Annotated in this window: 16 protein-coding genes; 3 read left to right on the plus strand and 13 right to left on the minus strand. The window is 58.5% G+C overall.

Translation table 11 applies throughout. The features are described 5' to 3' along the window. Positions 1-8: 8 nt before the first annotated feature. Complete coding sequence (locus ACEE09_RS00885; protein ID WP_449081210.1) at positions 9-1,016, minus strand: hypothetical protein; 1,008 nt, start codon at positions 1,014-1,016, stop codon at positions 9-11. Between the two features lie 254 nt (positions 1,017-1,270). On the opposite strand from ACEE09_RS00885, the gene ACEE09_RS00890 reads away from it, so the two are divergent. After that, positions 1,271-2,536: an AMP-binding protein gene (locus tag ACEE09_RS00890; protein WP_449081339.1), complete on the plus strand. Its 1,266-nt coding sequence runs from the start codon at positions 1,271-1,273 to the stop codon at positions 2,534-2,536. A gap of 90 nt (positions 2,537-2,626) precedes the next feature. After that, positions 2,627-3,544: a 1,4-dihydroxy-2-naphthoate polyprenyltransferase gene (locus ACEE09_RS00895; RefSeq protein ID WP_449081212.1), complete on the plus strand. Its 918-nt coding sequence runs from the start codon at positions 2,627-2,629 to the stop codon at positions 3,542-3,544. On the opposite strand, the gene ACEE09_RS00900 is transcribed toward ACEE09_RS00895, so the two are convergent. Next, positions 3,541-3,822, minus strand: a complete 282-nt coding sequence (locus tag ACEE09_RS00900) for a DUF4229 domain-containing protein (RefSeq protein WP_449081214.1) — start codon at positions 3,820-3,822, stop codon at positions 3,541-3,543. The two genes, ACEE09_RS00895 and ACEE09_RS00900, sit on opposite strands and share 4 nt — an antisense overlap. 117 nt (positions 3,823-3,939) lie before the next feature. Between ACEE09_RS00900 and ACEE09_RS00905 the strand changes: the two genes are divergently transcribed. Then, positions 3,940-4,341: a PLD nuclease N-terminal domain-containing protein gene (locus ACEE09_RS00905; RefSeq protein WP_449081215.1), complete on the plus strand. Its 402-nt coding sequence runs from the start codon at positions 3,940-3,942 to the stop codon at positions 4,339-4,341. Positions 4,342-4,583: 242 nt separating this feature from the next. Here ACEE09_RS00905 and ACEE09_RS00910 read toward each other — a convergent pair whose 3' ends face one another. The 11 genes from ACEE09_RS00910 to ACEE09_RS00960 form a co-directional block, all read right to left on the minus strand. Continuing rightward, complete coding sequence (locus tag ACEE09_RS00910) at positions 4,584-4,901, minus strand: PadR family transcriptional regulator (protein WP_449081217.1); 318 nt, start codon at positions 4,899-4,901, stop codon at positions 4,584-4,586. A gap of 124 nt (positions 4,902-5,025) precedes the next feature. Further along, complete coding sequence (gene ccsB, locus ACEE09_RS00915; RefSeq protein WP_449081219.1) at positions 5,026-6,111, minus strand: c-type cytochrome biogenesis protein CcsB; 1,086 nt, start codon at positions 6,109-6,111, stop codon at positions 5,026-5,028. Between the two features lie 76 nt (positions 6,112-6,187). Beyond that, complete coding sequence (gene resB, locus ACEE09_RS00920; protein WP_449081221.1) at positions 6,188-7,792, minus strand: cytochrome c biogenesis protein ResB; 1,605 nt, start codon at positions 7,790-7,792, stop codon at positions 6,188-6,190. A gap of 63 nt (positions 7,793-7,855) precedes the next feature. Then, complete coding sequence (locus ACEE09_RS00925; protein WP_449081223.1) at positions 7,856-8,608, minus strand: cytochrome c biogenesis CcdA family protein; 753 nt, start codon at positions 8,606-8,608, stop codon at positions 7,856-7,858. Next, positions 8,601-9,209 carry a TlpA family protein disulfide reductase gene (locus ACEE09_RS00930; protein WP_449081225.1) on the minus strand — a complete coding sequence of 203 codons (609 nt, stop codon included), beginning with the start codon at positions 9,207-9,209 and terminating at the stop codon, positions 8,601-8,603. The genes ACEE09_RS00925 and ACEE09_RS00930 overlap by 8 nt, the downstream gene beginning before the upstream one ends. Before the next feature lie 47 nt (positions 9,210-9,256). Beyond that, positions 9,257-9,943, minus strand: coding sequence for a histidine phosphatase family protein (locus tag ACEE09_RS00935; RefSeq protein ID WP_449081227.1), 687 nt, complete (start codon positions 9,941-9,943; stop codon positions 9,257-9,259). Positions 9,944-10,000: 57 nt separating this feature from the next. Then, complete coding sequence (locus tag ACEE09_RS00940) at positions 10,001-10,255, minus strand: glutaredoxin family protein (RefSeq protein WP_449081229.1); 255 nt, start codon at positions 10,253-10,255, stop codon at positions 10,001-10,003. A gap of 159 nt (positions 10,256-10,414) precedes the next feature. Beyond that, positions 10,415-10,513 (minus strand): 30S ribosomal protein bS22, encoded by a 99-nt coding sequence (locus ACEE09_RS00945; protein WP_005504750.1) that lies wholly within the window; start codon positions 10,511-10,513, stop codon positions 10,415-10,417. A gap of 344 nt (positions 10,514-10,857) precedes the next feature. Then, complete coding sequence (locus ACEE09_RS00950; RefSeq protein WP_449081233.1) at positions 10,858-12,015, minus strand: FadR/GntR family transcriptional regulator; 1,158 nt, start codon at positions 12,013-12,015, stop codon at positions 10,858-10,860. A 58-nt stretch (positions 12,016-12,073) separates the two neighbouring features. Beyond that, positions 12,074-12,883 carry an ArsR/SmtB family transcription factor gene (locus tag ACEE09_RS00955; RefSeq protein WP_449081234.1) on the minus strand — a complete coding sequence of 270 codons (810 nt, stop codon included), beginning with the start codon at positions 12,881-12,883 and terminating at the stop codon, positions 12,074-12,076. A 135-nt stretch (positions 12,884-13,018) separates the two neighbouring features. Further along, a complete protein-coding gene (locus tag ACEE09_RS00960) occupies positions 13,019-14,170 on the minus strand; it encodes an acetoin utilization protein AcuC (protein WP_449081341.1) in 1,152 nt (383 codons plus the stop codon). Positions 14,171-14,346: the final 176 nt, after the last annotated feature.

The raw sequence follows: 14,346 nt of genomic DNA on the forward strand, positions 1-14,346 counted from the left end.
GGCGGTCCTTAGACAGCGAATATGTAGGTGAGGGCGGTGAAGGCAAGGAAGGTTGCAGTCATTGATACCCCGGTGAGAAGTACGTGTGGCATCAGCGGAGACTTAGCGAAGGGTGCTGAACGGTTGATGGCGGTGTAGAGAAGCAGTTCACTGAGGTAGCTCAGCAGGCCGTAGAGCATGATACCGATGAAGGTAACGAATGAGACGAAACCTGTGCTGGGTACGAGGACAAGGATGAAAAGTAGAGCGGTGAGAACTAGCTGGCCGGTGTAGGCGCTGGCGACATTGGTGGCAGCTACTGAGAAGGGGACACTCTGTTTGCGGATTCCGCAGACGGCCCAGACGCAGAGTGAACGGATGAAGAAATAGGCTACGTAGAGGAGGGCTGCGTATATAAAGAACTGGAACCACTCGCCGAAATCTAGCCCGAAGTAGTCTGAGCTTGAATAGCCGGAGGAGCTGAAGAGGCCTCCTGACATAGAATCGAGGAGGTCATCGGCGAAGCTGGTAGCTGCGGCGCTGATACGTGCGATGGTAGTAGCGTAGAAGAGGCCGACGATACCAGCGAAAATGGCGACATGGGCTGCCCAGAACAGGGAAGATGAGTGAGCGATGTTTAGGGCAGGGATGGTGTGGCCATGTAGGATCTGGGAGAAAACCGTCCACTGTGCCACAGCGCCAATGCTAAAGGGGGACTTCTGGGCCGGAGCTTGAGGTACTGCCGGGGCAGCAGCATAGGGTTGTGCAGGTTGTTGGCCAGATTGTGGGGATTGAACCGGTTGTGCAGGTTGAACTGGTGGGTACTGGGCGTAAATAGGCTGGGCTTGGTCCTGGTTAGGGGCAACCGGTGTTTGCTGGTACTGGATGGGCTGCTGCACAGGGGCTACCGGGGTTGACTGATAAGCCTGAGCTGCCTGAGAAGCCTGTGCTGCTTGGGGAGCCTGTACCGCTTGGGCAGGCTGGGATGCGTAGGGTGAGGGCTGCCCAGGGGCAGTGGGCATAGAAGAATCTGACATTGAAGTCCTCGTTGGAGTAGGTGCGTGGTGAGTATCCCGGCTATAAATCTAGACATAGGAGTACATCATTAATTTACTCCCAAGTTCCCACCCTTTTCAAAGCTCGCTAGGAGCTACTTCACATGCTACGGAACCTGCCAGCACAGATACTGGCTAAAGCTCCCAGATGTGAAAAGACAGTTCCTAGGTCTCATACGACAGAGGAGTCTATTATCGTTGAGGGTAGAGAGCCGTGTGGAAGGAAATACACTGTGATGCCCCCAGGCAAGCCCCTATCCCCTCTTGCTGCCAGGGTTGAAACAGGCAAGGACGCTGTTCGGGTTGGTGCCCAGCTACACCACGAACCGCTCACTGCGGTCAAGGATATGCTGGCTCAGTTTGAGCGGCTCTTTGGCCAGGGGCAGGACGGCCCCGCCCTGGTTGTTGCCACCAGCGGCTCCACCGGCGCCCCCAAACAGACGGTGCTATCGGCTTCAGCTTTGGTGGCTTCAGCCCGCGGCACCGAAGCCGCTACAAACACCTACGCCGCCCAGTGGCTCCTTGCCCTGCCCTTGCAGTACGTTGCCGGGGCTCAGGTGGTGGCCCGGTCTGCCCTGGCTGGCACTGTTCCTGTACTCACTGATTCGGTAAGTCAGAGGGGCCGTTTCACCGCCCAGGATTTTGTGAGTTCTGCAGAAAAGCTCTCTGCCCAGAACCGACTGGTTTCCCTGGTGCCCACCCAGCTCCACCACCTTCTGGAAACTCTTGATAGCCCCCTAGGCGATGAAACTCTCGAGGCTCTTCGGTCCTTCTCTGCCATTCTCTTAGGCGGCGCCCCGGCCAGCGCCGACCTCATCAGCACCGCCCGCACCCTGGCCTTACCTGTGGTGCGCACCTATGGGTCTGCTGAAACCGCTGGGGGCTGCGTTTATGAGGGTAAGCCGCTGCCGGGCGTCCGCGTTTTCTGTGAGCCCGCACAGGATGCTCCCCCTAGCCCAGAGGCACCTGGCAGAATCTGGTTGGGTGGGCCCACTATTGCCAGCGGTTACGCCCAGGATCAGCAGCGCACAGCCGCCCATTTCTTTACCGATGAGCAGGGAACCCGCTGGTACCGTACCGATGATCTGGGCAGCTTCGACCAGTCCGCTGGCGCTCTTACAGTGATGGGGCGGGCCGATGATGTGCTAATTTCTGGTGGTGTTAAGACCAGTGCGGGGGCTGTTGCTACTGCTCTGGAATCCCACCCTGCCGTGCGGGAAGCTCTCGTGGTCGGGGTGCCAGATAGCCGCTGGGGCACCGCTATTACCGCCGCCATCACCCTGGTAGCTGGCAGTAGCGAACCCCCGCACGACCTGGTGGAGGCTCTGCCCCAGCTGGTGGCAGAGACACTGGGGGCAGCGTCCGCCCCCAAGCTGGTGAGGGTGCTCCCTGAGCTGCCTACCCTGCCCACTGGCAAGCCTGACCGCAGAGCAGTTCAGAGGCTTTTGGCCAAGGCCTGGCAAGACCAGCAGGTAAGCCGGGGCACATCAGGCGGTAGCTAGCAGGCGCAGGCCGCTAAAAAGTGAGAGAATGGTGTGTATTTGTGGCGTATCTGCGCCACCTAGGCACCCAGGCTAACAAGGAGCGAGGCAGTGGCGACAGTTGCACAGTGGATTGAAGGGGCGCGTCTGCGCACACTCCCCTTGGCGGCAGCTCCTATTATTGCTGGCTCCGCCGCAGCCTACGAAGTGCACCAGTTCAAGCCTGCCCGTGCCTTACTGGCCTTCCTGGTAGCTTTCTTCTTGCAGGTGGGCGTTAACTACGCCAACGACTACTCCGACGGCATTAAAGGTACGGACGAAGTCCGTGTAGGGCCCCTGCGCCTGGTCGGCTCAGGTGTGGCCAAACCTGCCCACGTGAAGATGGCAGCTTTCCTTTGCTTCGGCTTAGCGGGTCTGAGCGGGCTGGGCCTGGTTTTACTCTCTCAGCAGTGGTGGTTCCTGGCGATTGGTGCCTCGGCTGTGCTGGCAGCCTGGGGCTACACCGGTGGCAAGCACCCCTACGGTTACATGGGTCTAGGGGACATCTTCGTCTTTATCTACTTCGGCCTGGTCGCCACCTTGGGCACCATGTTCACTCAGAGTAACCAGCTCACCCTGAGCTCTTGGGTCTTCGCGATTGCTCTTGGGCTCTTTTCTTGTGCCCTGCTGATGGCTAATAATGTGCGCGATATTCCCACCGACATTGAGGCCGGTAAGAAAACCTTGGCGGTGCGGTTGGGCAACCGTGCTTCACGTATTGTCTATGCCGCAGAGATGGCCCTGGGCCTGGCTCTTACCACCTTGTTGGTACCGCAGAACCCCTGGTATGCCCTGGCTTTTATTCTGCTGGGGCCGGTCGTGCATTCGGCCTTAGTGGTGCTCTCAGGTGCCCTGGGGCGTGATCTGATTCCGGTGCTCAAACAGGCTGGCCTCATTGCCTTGGCCTATTCGCTTTTGGTTGCGCTGGCGGTTGCCCTGCACCCGCTGGAGATTTTTGCGGAGCGGGCTACGGTCTTTACCGGCTATTAGAGGCCTTGGCTGCGGCGGGCAGCTTCGTCTAGTTCATCTTCAAGGGCCTGGTTTTCCGCTTCAAGACTTGTCGTGGGTTTCTTCTTGCGGTAAATCATGCGGTTGAAGTCTGCTGCTGCGGCATCGTGCAGGTGGGGGAAGGCCAGGTAGCAGATAGCAAAACCAATGATTGCGCCAAAGATAATAGCCAGGATGAAGCCCACCCCAAAGTAGTAGGAGGCGAAGAAGGCGGCGGCTGAGATGAGCAGGCGGAGCAGGGAGTATTTCAGAAAATTCACCCCTTTATTCTACCTACCTGCTGTGGGAGGGGCCTGCTGGGGCGGGCGTCCGCGCACCTGGCACGCTCTGAGCGCACAAAGTGGGGATGGCGGGCCTCTTCATGGAAAAATGGGGGTATGGGTAGAGCTATTTTGATGATTGGCGGCGCCGCTCTTTTACTGGGCGTATGGATTTATTCGATTCTGGATGCCGCTCAGACCGACCGTTTGCGTGTGCGCGCCCTACCTAAGGGGGCCTGGCTTGCTGTGCTGGTGCTCTTCCCTCTGGTGGGTTCGGCGCTCTGGTTTTGGTTGGGGCGCCCCCGTGGGTCACGGCACGGATCTTTCGGGGCACCTGCTGCTAAGCCGCCGGTGGCACCTGATGATGACCCTGAGTTTTTGAAGTTCCTTGAGGCCCGCGCCCGCCGCGAGCGCAAGGACGCCCAGTGGCAGGAACGCAAGAACCGTAAGGAGACCGGCGAGCAGGGCGACGACACTACCGATTCTACGGACGATAGGGATCGCCCAGCGTCAGAATGAGCTGGACTGCGCTTTTGCCTGACGGTAGGCCCGGTAGTGTCTTCTGGTTTCAAAAGCACCACCGATGACAATGACAGCTAGGAGTGGTAGGCGCCAGGTCAAGCTAGCGTAGTCATCAGTCGTGTAAAGTCCGTAACCCCATATACCGAATATCGCGAGCATGAGTAGAGAATGCAGATAGAGCCGACAAGGGTTAGTTGCCATGTCTCCTCCTTGAGTCATGTTGAAACGCTTCCGGCGGTTTAGGCCCCGAGGGCGTTAGCAAGCCGGGCTAGGGTGGCCCGTTCCTTGGCGAGTTGGCGGGCGCCTGCGTCCGTGAGCCGGTATTGGCGGCGGGCGGGGCCGCTCTTCCCTTCTGTCCAGGTGGTGGTGACGTACCCGGCTTCTTCGAGTTTGGAGAGGGCCGGGTAGAGGGATCCGCCGCGTAGTCGTCCGTAGCCCAGCTCTTCTAGGCGGGTAGCCAGGCCGTAGCCGTGCAGGTCGTCCTGCTCTAGGCAGGCCAGGACGGCGGTGGGTAGGGTTGCCCGGATCAGGGAAGGCGGGTAGATAGTAGGTTGCATATCACACTCCTCACATATCTAAGTACAACATATACCTAGATAGGTTTCAACCCCTACCCGCCCACAAGAAAGCGCCACTAACTCCCCACTTGGGGAACCACTGGCGCTTACCCAACTGACCGGCTTACAAACCCGAGTAGGAGTGCAGGCCTGAGAAGTAGACGTTGACTACGGTGAAGTTGAAGATGATGCAGAGGTAGCCGGTGATGGAGAGCCAGGCGCTGGGCGGGCCTGACCAGCCGCGGGTGGCGCGGGCGTGCAGGTAGGCTGCGTAGACCACCCAGATGATGAAGGTCCATACTTCTTTGGTGTCCCACCCCCAGTAGCGTCCCCATGCTTTCTCTGCCCAGATGGCGCCAGCGCCCAGGGTGAAGGTCCACATGGCAAAGCCGACGGTGTTGAGGCGAAAGGAGAAGTTTTCCAGGGCGGTCGATGTGGGAATGAGACGCATGAAGCCTAGGCGGGTTAGGGGGCTAGCGGTTTCTTCGATGAGGTGGCGCTCCCGAGAGGTTTGCACCAGTTGTAGGACGGCCATGGCGAAGGTGATGGTGAAGATTGCTGAGGCCAGTACGGCAATCGATACGTGAATGACTAGCCAGTAGGACTGGAGGGCGGGCACTAGCTGCCCTACGGGGGTGGGGTAGGCGATGGTGGCTGCGGTCATCATGGTCAGTGCCAGGCCAGAGACGAGAGTGCCGACAAAGCGTAGGTCACGGAAGATGAGAAAGCCTAGGTACACTGCAACAACTAGTAGGGCGCCGGTCGTGCAGAATTCGTACATGTTGCCCCAGGGTACGCGGTTGGCGGCAAAGGCTCGTGAGAGCACACCTGCTAGGTGGATCAGGCAGCCCAGGGCCAGGATGGCCACGCCAGCTCGGGCAGCGGGGCGGCGCTCGCCGGTGCCGTAGCGCATCTCTGAGTCGGCCACGTGGCCTGCTATTTTGGTGGCGGCAGCTTTTTTGTAGCCCATGCCGCGGGTGCCGGTTCCTTGTTCGGTTCCGCTGATGCGGGCTGTGCGGGCATTTGTGGTCTTGGTGCTGACGAGTTCTTTGTCAGGTTGGGGGGTGTTGGCAGCTTCGAGGCGTTTGGTGGTGCGGGAGTGGGCGGCGATGTCCCAGGTGAAGGCGATAAAGGCCACCATGTAGGTGATGGCTGCGAGGTACATGAAGAGTTCGCTCCAGCGGGCGAGTTCTATGTTGACTTCTGACATGGTGTTCTCACTTCACGGGTGGAGGTAGGGTGCGGACGCCGGTGCCCGGCCAAGTGTACAGGTAGTGGTGGGTGGGTTAGGCTTCATCAAATTCTAGCCCCCACCGCTGGGCAAAGAGGTCGGTGAGTTTTTCTGCTTCGGCGGCAAGGCGGGGGTCTTCGCCGCGGGCCAGTAGGCCGTATTCGATGGTGAGTAGGCGGTCTTCTCCGCTGCCGCTTTGGGTGGCGCGTACCCAGACGCGGCGGCGGGCGACAAAGACTGAGATGAGCAGGCCCCCAAAGAGGAGGGCTGCTGAGGCCAGGGCCAGGGGGCGGCCGGGGTCTGATCTGATTTCGATACCGGCATAGCGTTTGACGCCTAAGAATTCAATGGTTCCGTGGCCCTTGGGCAGGGTGGCGGTGGGGTTGCGGGCATCCAGGACGATGCCGTTACCTGCGGCCATGGTATTGAGGGGTTCGAGTTTGTCGATGTCTAGCACGTAGACGTTTTGGGGTATGCCCTGGTCAAGCCCTAGGTCACCGGTGTAGCTTTGGAGTACCAGCATGGGGTTGAGGAGGTCTGAGTCGATGGAGGTGGGGGGTTTGCCGGGGGTGCGTTCGCCGGTGGGCAGGAACATGCCGACAAAACCTAGCTGCTGGGGGTGGGCGTCCGGCACTTTGAGCACCACGGAGGAAAGGTAGCTCTGGCCAGAGGGCAGGCCTACCACTGGCCCTTCGTAGGCGGTGGAGCCATCGGCGTTGCTGATGCGGATGACCGGGGCGTAGCCGTTGCCGAGTAGGTAGATGGAGGTGCCCTCAATGTAGATGGGTTCGTTAACTTTGAGGGTCTGGTTGTACTCTTGGCCGTCTGCTGTGGTGAGGGTGAACTGGGCTTGGTAGTTGATGTCTGAGCCGTAGGTGGGTGAGCCTTCTTGACGGTCGTAGTCGACGGTTAGCTCGTTCATGGTGGCCGAGTAGGGTACTAGCCAGTCGGGGTTGTAGTTGGTGCCGGGGCTAAAAGAGTCGTAGGAGACCAGGGAGTTGACGAAGGTTTCGTCTTCGGTGACGATGCGCTGGCCGTTGTAACCAAAGAGGGAGCCTACTGCTACTGCGATGAGCACACCGATCATGGCCAGGTGGAAGAGGATATTGCCGAGTTCGCGCAGGTAGCCGCGTTCGGCAGAAACGTTGAAAACACCGGGGGCTTCTTCGCAGATTTCGATGCGGTAGCGGCGCTGTTTCAGGATGTCTGCTGCGTCTTTAATTGCGGTAGCGGCGGTCAGCTCCCCTACCCCGGCGCTGTGGGGGATGGTGAGGGTGCGGTGCTGGGGCAGGCGGGTAAAGTTCTTGGGGGTTCGGGCTGGTGCTGAGCGCATGGCCCGATAGTGCTTGGCTGCGCGGGGGATGACGCACCCAATCAGGGAGATGAAGAGCAGAAGGTAGATAGCTGCGAACCAGGCTGATGAGAAGACGTCAAAGAGCTGGATTTTATCGGCGATAGGGCCCCAGGTGGGGTGCACTTGGATGTAGTTGGCTACGGCGGTGGGGTCTTGGATACGCTGGGGGAAGATAGAGCCAGGTACTGCCGCAACTGCCAGCATGAGTAGCAGGAAGAGGGCGGTGTTCATCTTGGTCAGTTGTGTCCATGCCCAGCGGAGCATTTCCAGCGGCCCTAGGGTGGGGGCGTCCTGAGTCTCTGCCATATTTTCCTTGCTGTCTTTGGTGGTGTGTCTCGGTGAGGTGGGTGCCCTGGGGCCTGGGTGCGGTTAGATGGGGAGTTCGTAGACCGGCATACTGGCTTGAAACCAGGAGATGATCTGGTTCCAGAGGCCGGTAGCGAGCAGTAGGCCGATGATGATGAGCATGCCCCCGCCTAGGCGTTGGAGTAGGAGCCTGTTTCTGCGGGCCCAGCCCATGGTGTTAACACCCCGGGCGACGCCCAGTGCTACTAGCAGGAAGGGGACTCCTAGGCCTAGGCAGTAGGCGGCAGTCAGTAGCACTGCCTTGGTGTTATCTGAGCCGCCGGTGTAGACCAGGGTTTGCACGGCCGCGAAGGTGGGGCCGATGCAGGGGGCCCAGCCCAGCCCGAAGGTGATGCCCAGGACAGGTGCCCCCCAGAGGCCAGCCGGGGGTTTAGCCTCAATTTTTCGATCGCGCTGGAAGAAAGGTACACGGCCCATAAAAACCAGGCCCATGAGCATCACCAGCAGGCCTAGCACCAGGTTGACCCAGCCTTGCCCACGTAACCAGGGGGCAGCCCCTAGCTGGGCTAGCACCACAGACATGAGCACAAAAATGAGGGAGAAACCCAGCACGAAAAGGCTGATACCAGTCACCATGCGTAGCTTGCGGCGGCGGTCACTCAGTTCACCGCCAGATAGCCCGGTCACATAGCCCAGGTAGCCGGGCACCAGGGGCAGGACGCAAGGGGAGGCAAAGGAGACTAGGCCCGCCAGTGCCGCAAGGGGCAGGGCCAGCCAAAGAGAACCATCAAGAACGATAGTGCCGAAACTAGACACTGACCTGGTCTTCAAGCAGGGTGCCCAGCACAGATTTATCAATTTGCCCCAGAATGCGGGCAGCTACCCGCCCCTGTGTATCAAGGACGATGGTGGTTGGCACCGCCTGGGCGGGCACGTACTTGCTCAGGGCAAGGAGCACCTTACCGTTCAGGTCGCGGAAGGAGGGGTAAGGAACCCCAAAATTCTTTTCGAAGGCTTCTGCGGTGCCTTTTTCATCGCGCACATTAGCCCCGTAGAAGGCGACCTGCTGCCCGTAGGTCTCGTAGAGTCCGTTGAGCAGGGGGGCTTCAGCCCGGCAGGGGGCGCACCCGGCATACCAGAAATTCAGCAGAACAGGTTTGCCACGCAAATCGGCAGCTGATATAACGGTGCCGTCAAAGAGCTCATTTTCAAAATCAACAGGTTGGCCCCGCTGTTCTTCGGCGTATTCAGTGACGCTCCCGTCCCCTGCAATGTAGCCCTTAGAGTCCCCCGCATCGGCCTGAGTGGCTAGGGAGTCCTGGCCTGATGAGCAGGCAGAGAGCAGACCCAGGCTTCCGAGGGCGGCAATACTCAGAGCCTGCTTACGGCTCAGCTGGAGGGAAAGAAGGGCAGACATGGGGTGCAGGTCTTTCAGATCAGGGTGGGCGCTGGGTGTCGGTGCCATTATGACCCCGGCAACTGGATAACACCTGAATAGAGCTCAGCAGCAGGCTCACAGTAAGAGAGGTCGGGTTTGCCGGGGGCAAAAATATTGGGGAAGGTGAGACTTGTAATGGAAGCTAAGTTGCACTGGCGGCTTCGCGGATCATGCGGCAGCGCCCCACCTTCAACAGAGGTGCGGGCCATCCAGATAGGCAGCTGGTGGGAAACAATAATTGCTTCTGCCCCATCCCCGCCTTTCTGGTAGGCGGTGCGGGCGGCGTCCTTAATAGCCTGGGCCATACGGGTAACCTGCTCCCGGTAGGGTTCACCCCAGGAGGGACGCAGGGGGTTAAGCAGGTGCTTCCAGTGGCGGGGGTTGGTCAGCAGCTCTTCTTTATTAACGTGCAAGCCCTCAAAGTAGTTATCGGCCTCAATGACGCGCTCATCAGGCTGGGCGACCAGGCCCAGAAGTTCCTCGATGGGGGCAGCAGATTCACGGGTGCGGGTCAGCGGGGAGCAGACCAGGTGCACAATCTTGGCCCCGGCGTCCGCACGGCGTTTGAACTCTTCAGCTGAGAGACGCACCATCTTCTGCCCAGCCTCAGACAGGTGATAGTTGGGTAGACGCCCGTAAACGATACGGTCGGGGTTGTGCACCTCGCCGTGGCGCATCAGGTGTACGGTGACAGTTGCCGAAGAAGTGTTCATACCTCTAGTCTCTCAAACCTGGGCAGGGAGCGCTAACTATTGAGCTGTAGCAGCCCCTCACTCTGCTAATTTTTTCTCAATTATTTTAGCCAGGCGCTTGGCGTTGACCTGCCAGAAGTCCTTGACCTCACCGTCAACTCGCAGCACCGGGATTTCATTGCGGTGGCGTTCTAGTAGTTCGGGGTGCTCTTCAATATTGATTTCTGTATAGGTTAGCCCATAGCTATCTGCTACCTGGCCGGTGGTTTGGCAGGCGGCCTCGCAGAGGTGGCAGCCTGGCTTGGTCAGCAGTTCAATCAGTGGTATAGCCATTGCTCCACCCTAGCGTGCTCTTGCTGTGCCCGGCTACGGGTAGGCGTCTGTGCTTTATTGGCCCTGGAAAGCTTTATTAGCTGTGGAAACCTTTATTGGCTGTGGGGAAAACAGCGCGAGCCCCGCACCGAGATAGGTGCGGGGCTCGCGGTGAAGAATTTACTTCTTGTTGCGGCGCTGGTGGCGAGTCTTGCGAAGAAGCTTGCGGTGCTTCTTCTTAGACATACGCTTGCGGCGCTTCTTGATAACTGAACCCATTGGATTCACCTCACTTATTAAATAGTGGTCGATACCCGGCCGATGGCAACCACCCAGGGGTGGTAGGTCGGTAGCTATCCGGGCGCTATACCGGTATAAACGCTCCAAAGCACGCATAAAGGGCATAGCAATACCCTCGGCGTGAAAAACGCTCTCTCCCAAGCCTACAGGTAAACAGAAATTTTCGCTCCCTGTTCACCGGCAAGTGAGAGCATTTTCTCGTTTTATCTACCTTCTGAGGCTTATTGTCAGCCTGCGGGTAGCTCTTATTCAGGGCAGGTGCCCTCTTATCTTTTGCTCCACCCACAGATTCTTACCAGCAGGCAGGGCAGGGTACCCAACCCCTAGGGGGCAGGGGTGCTTTTACGGAAACCGAAATAACCTACCAGGTCAAAACGCTTTTTGAGCTGCTGCACAGTGGGGTGCTGGGAGGTGGCTGCAGGAGTTCTACCTTCTGCGTATTCCCCCGTAGCAGGCTGGGGCAGGTTTATCGTAGGAGCAGCCGCTAGCTGGCTGGGTTCGGCACCTGTGGTCTTAGTTTCAGCTTTCTGCAAGGAGCAGGCTGGGCGGACGGCTGGGCTCACCGTCCCCTGCCGACGGCGGGTAGCACTGGTAGTAGCGGAGCCCGTATCAGCAGCGGCACCTGTAGCGGAGGCAGCGTCAATGGGCTGGATGGTAGCTAGAGCTTTAAAGAGCCCCGGTTCAAGAGGGTCAGCCCCCAGGGGGCCATCCCAGCTCTCAGGGATGAGCTCCTGGGCTTCTACCTCAATAGGTTTGAGGTTAAGGTCGTTAGATTCCTGGGTTTGGGCAGTAAGGTCTACCTGGTGCCCGGCTTCAGCAAAACGCTCGTGCAGATTGGCTTTGAGCAGGGTCTGGGCTAGCGCCGCATCACCGCAGCAGGCCGCATCGACGATAGCACGGTATTCCATGCGCAGGCGGGCGGCAGTGGCACTCCACAGGGGCACCTGGCTTACCAGCTCAAAGCGGGCCTCAATCATGGCAGCACGCAGGGTCGCCAGCAGGGCTGAGGCCAGGGCGTTGCCCGATAGGCGCCCTAGCTGGATATGAAAGTCGGCTTCAAGCTCATGAAAGTCGCTCAGGCTAGTATCAGCACTCTGCATAGCCTCAAGGATGCGATCTAGTTCTTCAAAAGCTGACTGATCGTAGGTGGGCCCTGCCAGGGCATGGTGTTCAAGGAGCAGGCAGGTTGCCAGGAGGTCTTGGCGAGGGGAGGGGGAGCTAGCCAGGTAAAGGCTAATGGCAGGCCCAGCTAGGACGGCTGGCTCTCGCACCAGTTGAGCGATAATGCTCTTTTTCCGCCCCTCATAGAGCTTCAGCACCCCAATTTCTTCCCAGTGTTTGAGGCTTTCCCGCATATGGTTCTGGCTGATGCCCACCTGTTGGGCCAGGGCCCTATCATCGGGCAGGTTATCGCCCAGACGCAGGGTCTGGTTAATCAGTTCGTTCTCGATCCAGTCGAGAAGCTGCTGATGGTGTGCCATACAGTTGTGCGGTGTCCTTCAAAGCTAAGGGTTTATGGGGTAAGGCAGGAGCAAGAACCTAGCGAGAGCTACGACGGCCCCAGCGGGTGAGCTTGGCCAGTAGGCCACGGTCATCGTTTTCTTCTGCACCGGCTCGCTGATGAGCCTGAGCGTCTGCTACTTCTGCACGCGCCTCAGCCTCAGCTACCACCTGACGAGCTTCTTCCAACCCAGCCATACCATGCACTATACCCTCGTCATCACCAGTCTTCGGTGCTGTGGCATCGCTGACGCCCTGCTCGGGGGTCACGGTATCTTGCTGGGGGATCCGCTCAGAGGTTGAAACCGTATAGTTCAGGGGGCCTTCATCTGGTGCACCCAGGCTCAGCCCCTGCGCTAGCAGGCGCACCTGCTCGCTCACGGCATCCTGTTCCTTAGCCGCATCGTACTCCACTTTGATCGGTATCTGGCCCACAGCGTCCTCTTCTGCCAGCCCCTTGCTCAAGGTGGGGGTGAAAGGGGCAAGAGGGGTGAAGGTAATACCGGCGGTAATAGGGCGAGGCCCATCAGTAGTAGAAGCTTTCACCAGTTTCTGGGCGGTGGCCTCTGAAGGGGCAGAATCGGTGGCAGGAGAAACGATGAGATTCCGAGCCCAATTGGTGATAGTGGTTAGGGGCTGGGGGGTAATAGAGTAAAAACGCTTTTGGCCTACCGCCTCGGTTTCAACCAGACCGGCAAGGCGGAGCACCTTGAGGTGCTTGGATACGGTGGGCTGGCTGACGCTTAGCTCCTCAACCAACTCACCCACAGCTAGCCGCTCAGTTGCCAGGGCTTGGAGGATGTGCCGCCGGGTGGGGTCAGCGATAACAGCAAAGATGTCGTCTTTCATACTGACATCTTTACACATATATACCCACAATTGCATGTTTAAACCGCAAAAATAGGGACAATTTTTGCTTTTCTCCAGGTAGCACCCAGGTTGAGAACGTCATGAGCCACCCAAAAAAGCCCACAACATGCCGCCTTAGTCATACCAAGGGTCAATCCCCCACAAGGGAAAAACTTCCTTACGGGTGGCCATAATACTGCGGTCCACACTACTGCCGGGATCATAGCCAACCTCCCAGGAACACCACCACAGATCAACAGGGTCCCCCATCAGGGTGGGCACCTGACTACCGTATTTTTCACGCATATAAACCTGCCACGATTCCGGAGTGGGCATATTAATATCAAGCGGCTGGCCCGCAGCCACCGCAATAAGGTGGCTCCACGAACGAGGCACAGCGTCATAGATGGGATACCCCCCTCCCCCAGTGGCAACCCAGCGACCTTCACACAACTCCTCCGCCAGTAAAGAAATGTGAGCGGCAATTTCACGCTGCCCGTTAATACTGATGTTCAGGTGCGACATATCATCAGTCATATGCGAGTCACACCCATGCTGGCTCACCACCACCTGGGGCTGAAACTGACGCAAGAGGCTAGGCACCACAGCATCAAAGGCCCGCAACCAGCCAGAATCAGTGGTGCCTTCAGGCACCGCAATATTGACAGAGGTTCCATTAGCCTCCCCCTCAGGGCCCACCTCATTAGCGAACCCAGTACCAGGAAAGAGGGTCATACCGCTTTCATGCAGAGAAACCGTCATAACCCGGGGGTCATCCCAGAAAATACTCTGCGTGCCATCCCCATGGTGAGCATCCACATCAATATAGGCAACCCTCTGGGTTCCTGCCTCAAGCAGACGAGCTATGCCCACCGCACAATCGTTATAGATACAAAAACCGCTCGCATGATCACGAAAGGCATGGTGCATGCCCCCACCAAAATTAACCGCGTGCTTAACCTTGCCGCTCAAAATAGCTTCGACTGCCTGATAGGTTCCGCCCGCCAGTCGGGCAGAGGCCTCATGCACCCCCTTAAAGCCGGGGGTGTCCTCAGTGCCTAGCCCGCAGCTGGCGATGGTCAGTTGTGGGTTGGCGCTGATTTTTTGCACCGCATCAATATAGGGGTAATCGTGGGCCAGCATGAGCTGCTGCAAGGTAGCAATTTCAGGCTCTTCCAGCTGCACCTGGGGGAGGTCAAAAATTCCGAGGTCACGGGCCAGGGATGCTGTGGCGTCTAAGCGTGAAGGGTGCATGGGGTGGTAGTCGCCAAAATAGTAGTTAGCCATAATAGGGGACCAGAGCACCCGAACGTCGGTGGGTCTGAGACGGTCAATCGTAGCCACCCACACCACCTCCCCTGGTAAGTTGGGTCACACTTACCATTAAACACATAAAACTCTGTAGGCACTATACCCCACACACATAGCAGGCAGACTACGCTAGAAACGGCAGCAGAAAGCGA

It is taken from the genome of Rothia sp. 88186D007BW (genome assembly GCF_053544215.1).

Excerpts from the sequence above, each read along its gene's own strand:
- ACEE09_RS00885 (WP_449081210.1), bottom strand. The coding sequence starts at position 1,016 with ATGTCAGATTCTTCTATGCCCACTGCCCCTGGGCAGCCCTCACCCTAC.
- ACEE09_RS00890 (WP_449081339.1), top strand. The coding sequence starts at position 1,271 with ATGCCCCCAGGCAAGCCCCTATCCCCTCTTGCTGCCAGGGTTGAAACA.
- ACEE09_RS00905 (WP_449081215.1), top strand. The coding sequence starts at position 3,940 with ATGGGTAGAGCTATTTTGATGATTGGCGGCGCCGCTCTTTTACTGGGC.
- ACEE09_RS00910 (WP_449081217.1), bottom strand. The coding sequence starts at position 4,901 with ATGCAACCTACTATCTACCCGCCTTCCCTGATCCGGGCAACCCTACCC.
- ccsB (WP_449081219.1), bottom strand. The coding sequence starts at position 6,111 with ATGTCAGAAGTCAACATAGAACTCGCCCGCTGGAGCGAACTCTTCATG.
- resB (WP_449081221.1), bottom strand. The coding sequence starts at position 7,792 with ATGGCAGAGACTCAGGACGCCCCCACCCTAGGGCCGCTGGAAATGCTC.
- ACEE09_RS00930 (WP_449081225.1), bottom strand. The coding sequence starts at position 9,209 with ATGTCTGCCCTTCTTTCCCTCCAGCTGAGCCGTAAGCAGGCTCTGAGT.
- ACEE09_RS00935 (WP_449081227.1), bottom strand. The coding sequence starts at position 9,943 with ATGAACACTTCTTCGGCAACTGTCACCGTACACCTGATGCGCCACGGC.
- ACEE09_RS00940 (WP_449081229.1), bottom strand. The coding sequence starts at position 10,255 with ATGGCTATACCACTGATTGAACTGCTGACCAAGCCAGGCTGCCACCTC.
- ACEE09_RS00945 (WP_005504750.1), bottom strand. The coding sequence starts at position 10,513 with ATGGGTTCAGTTATCAAGAAGCGCCGCAAGCGTATGTCTAAGAAGAAG.
- ACEE09_RS00950 (WP_449081233.1), bottom strand. The coding sequence starts at position 12,015 with ATGGCACACCATCAGCAGCTTCTCGACTGGATCGAGAACGAACTGATT.
- ACEE09_RS00955 (WP_449081234.1), bottom strand. The coding sequence starts at position 12,883 with ATGAAAGACGACATCTTTGCTGTTATCGCTGACCCCACCCGGCGGCAC.
- ACEE09_RS00960 (WP_449081341.1), bottom strand. The coding sequence starts at position 14,170 with ATGGCTAACTACTATTTTGGCGACTACCACCCCATGCACCCTTCACGC.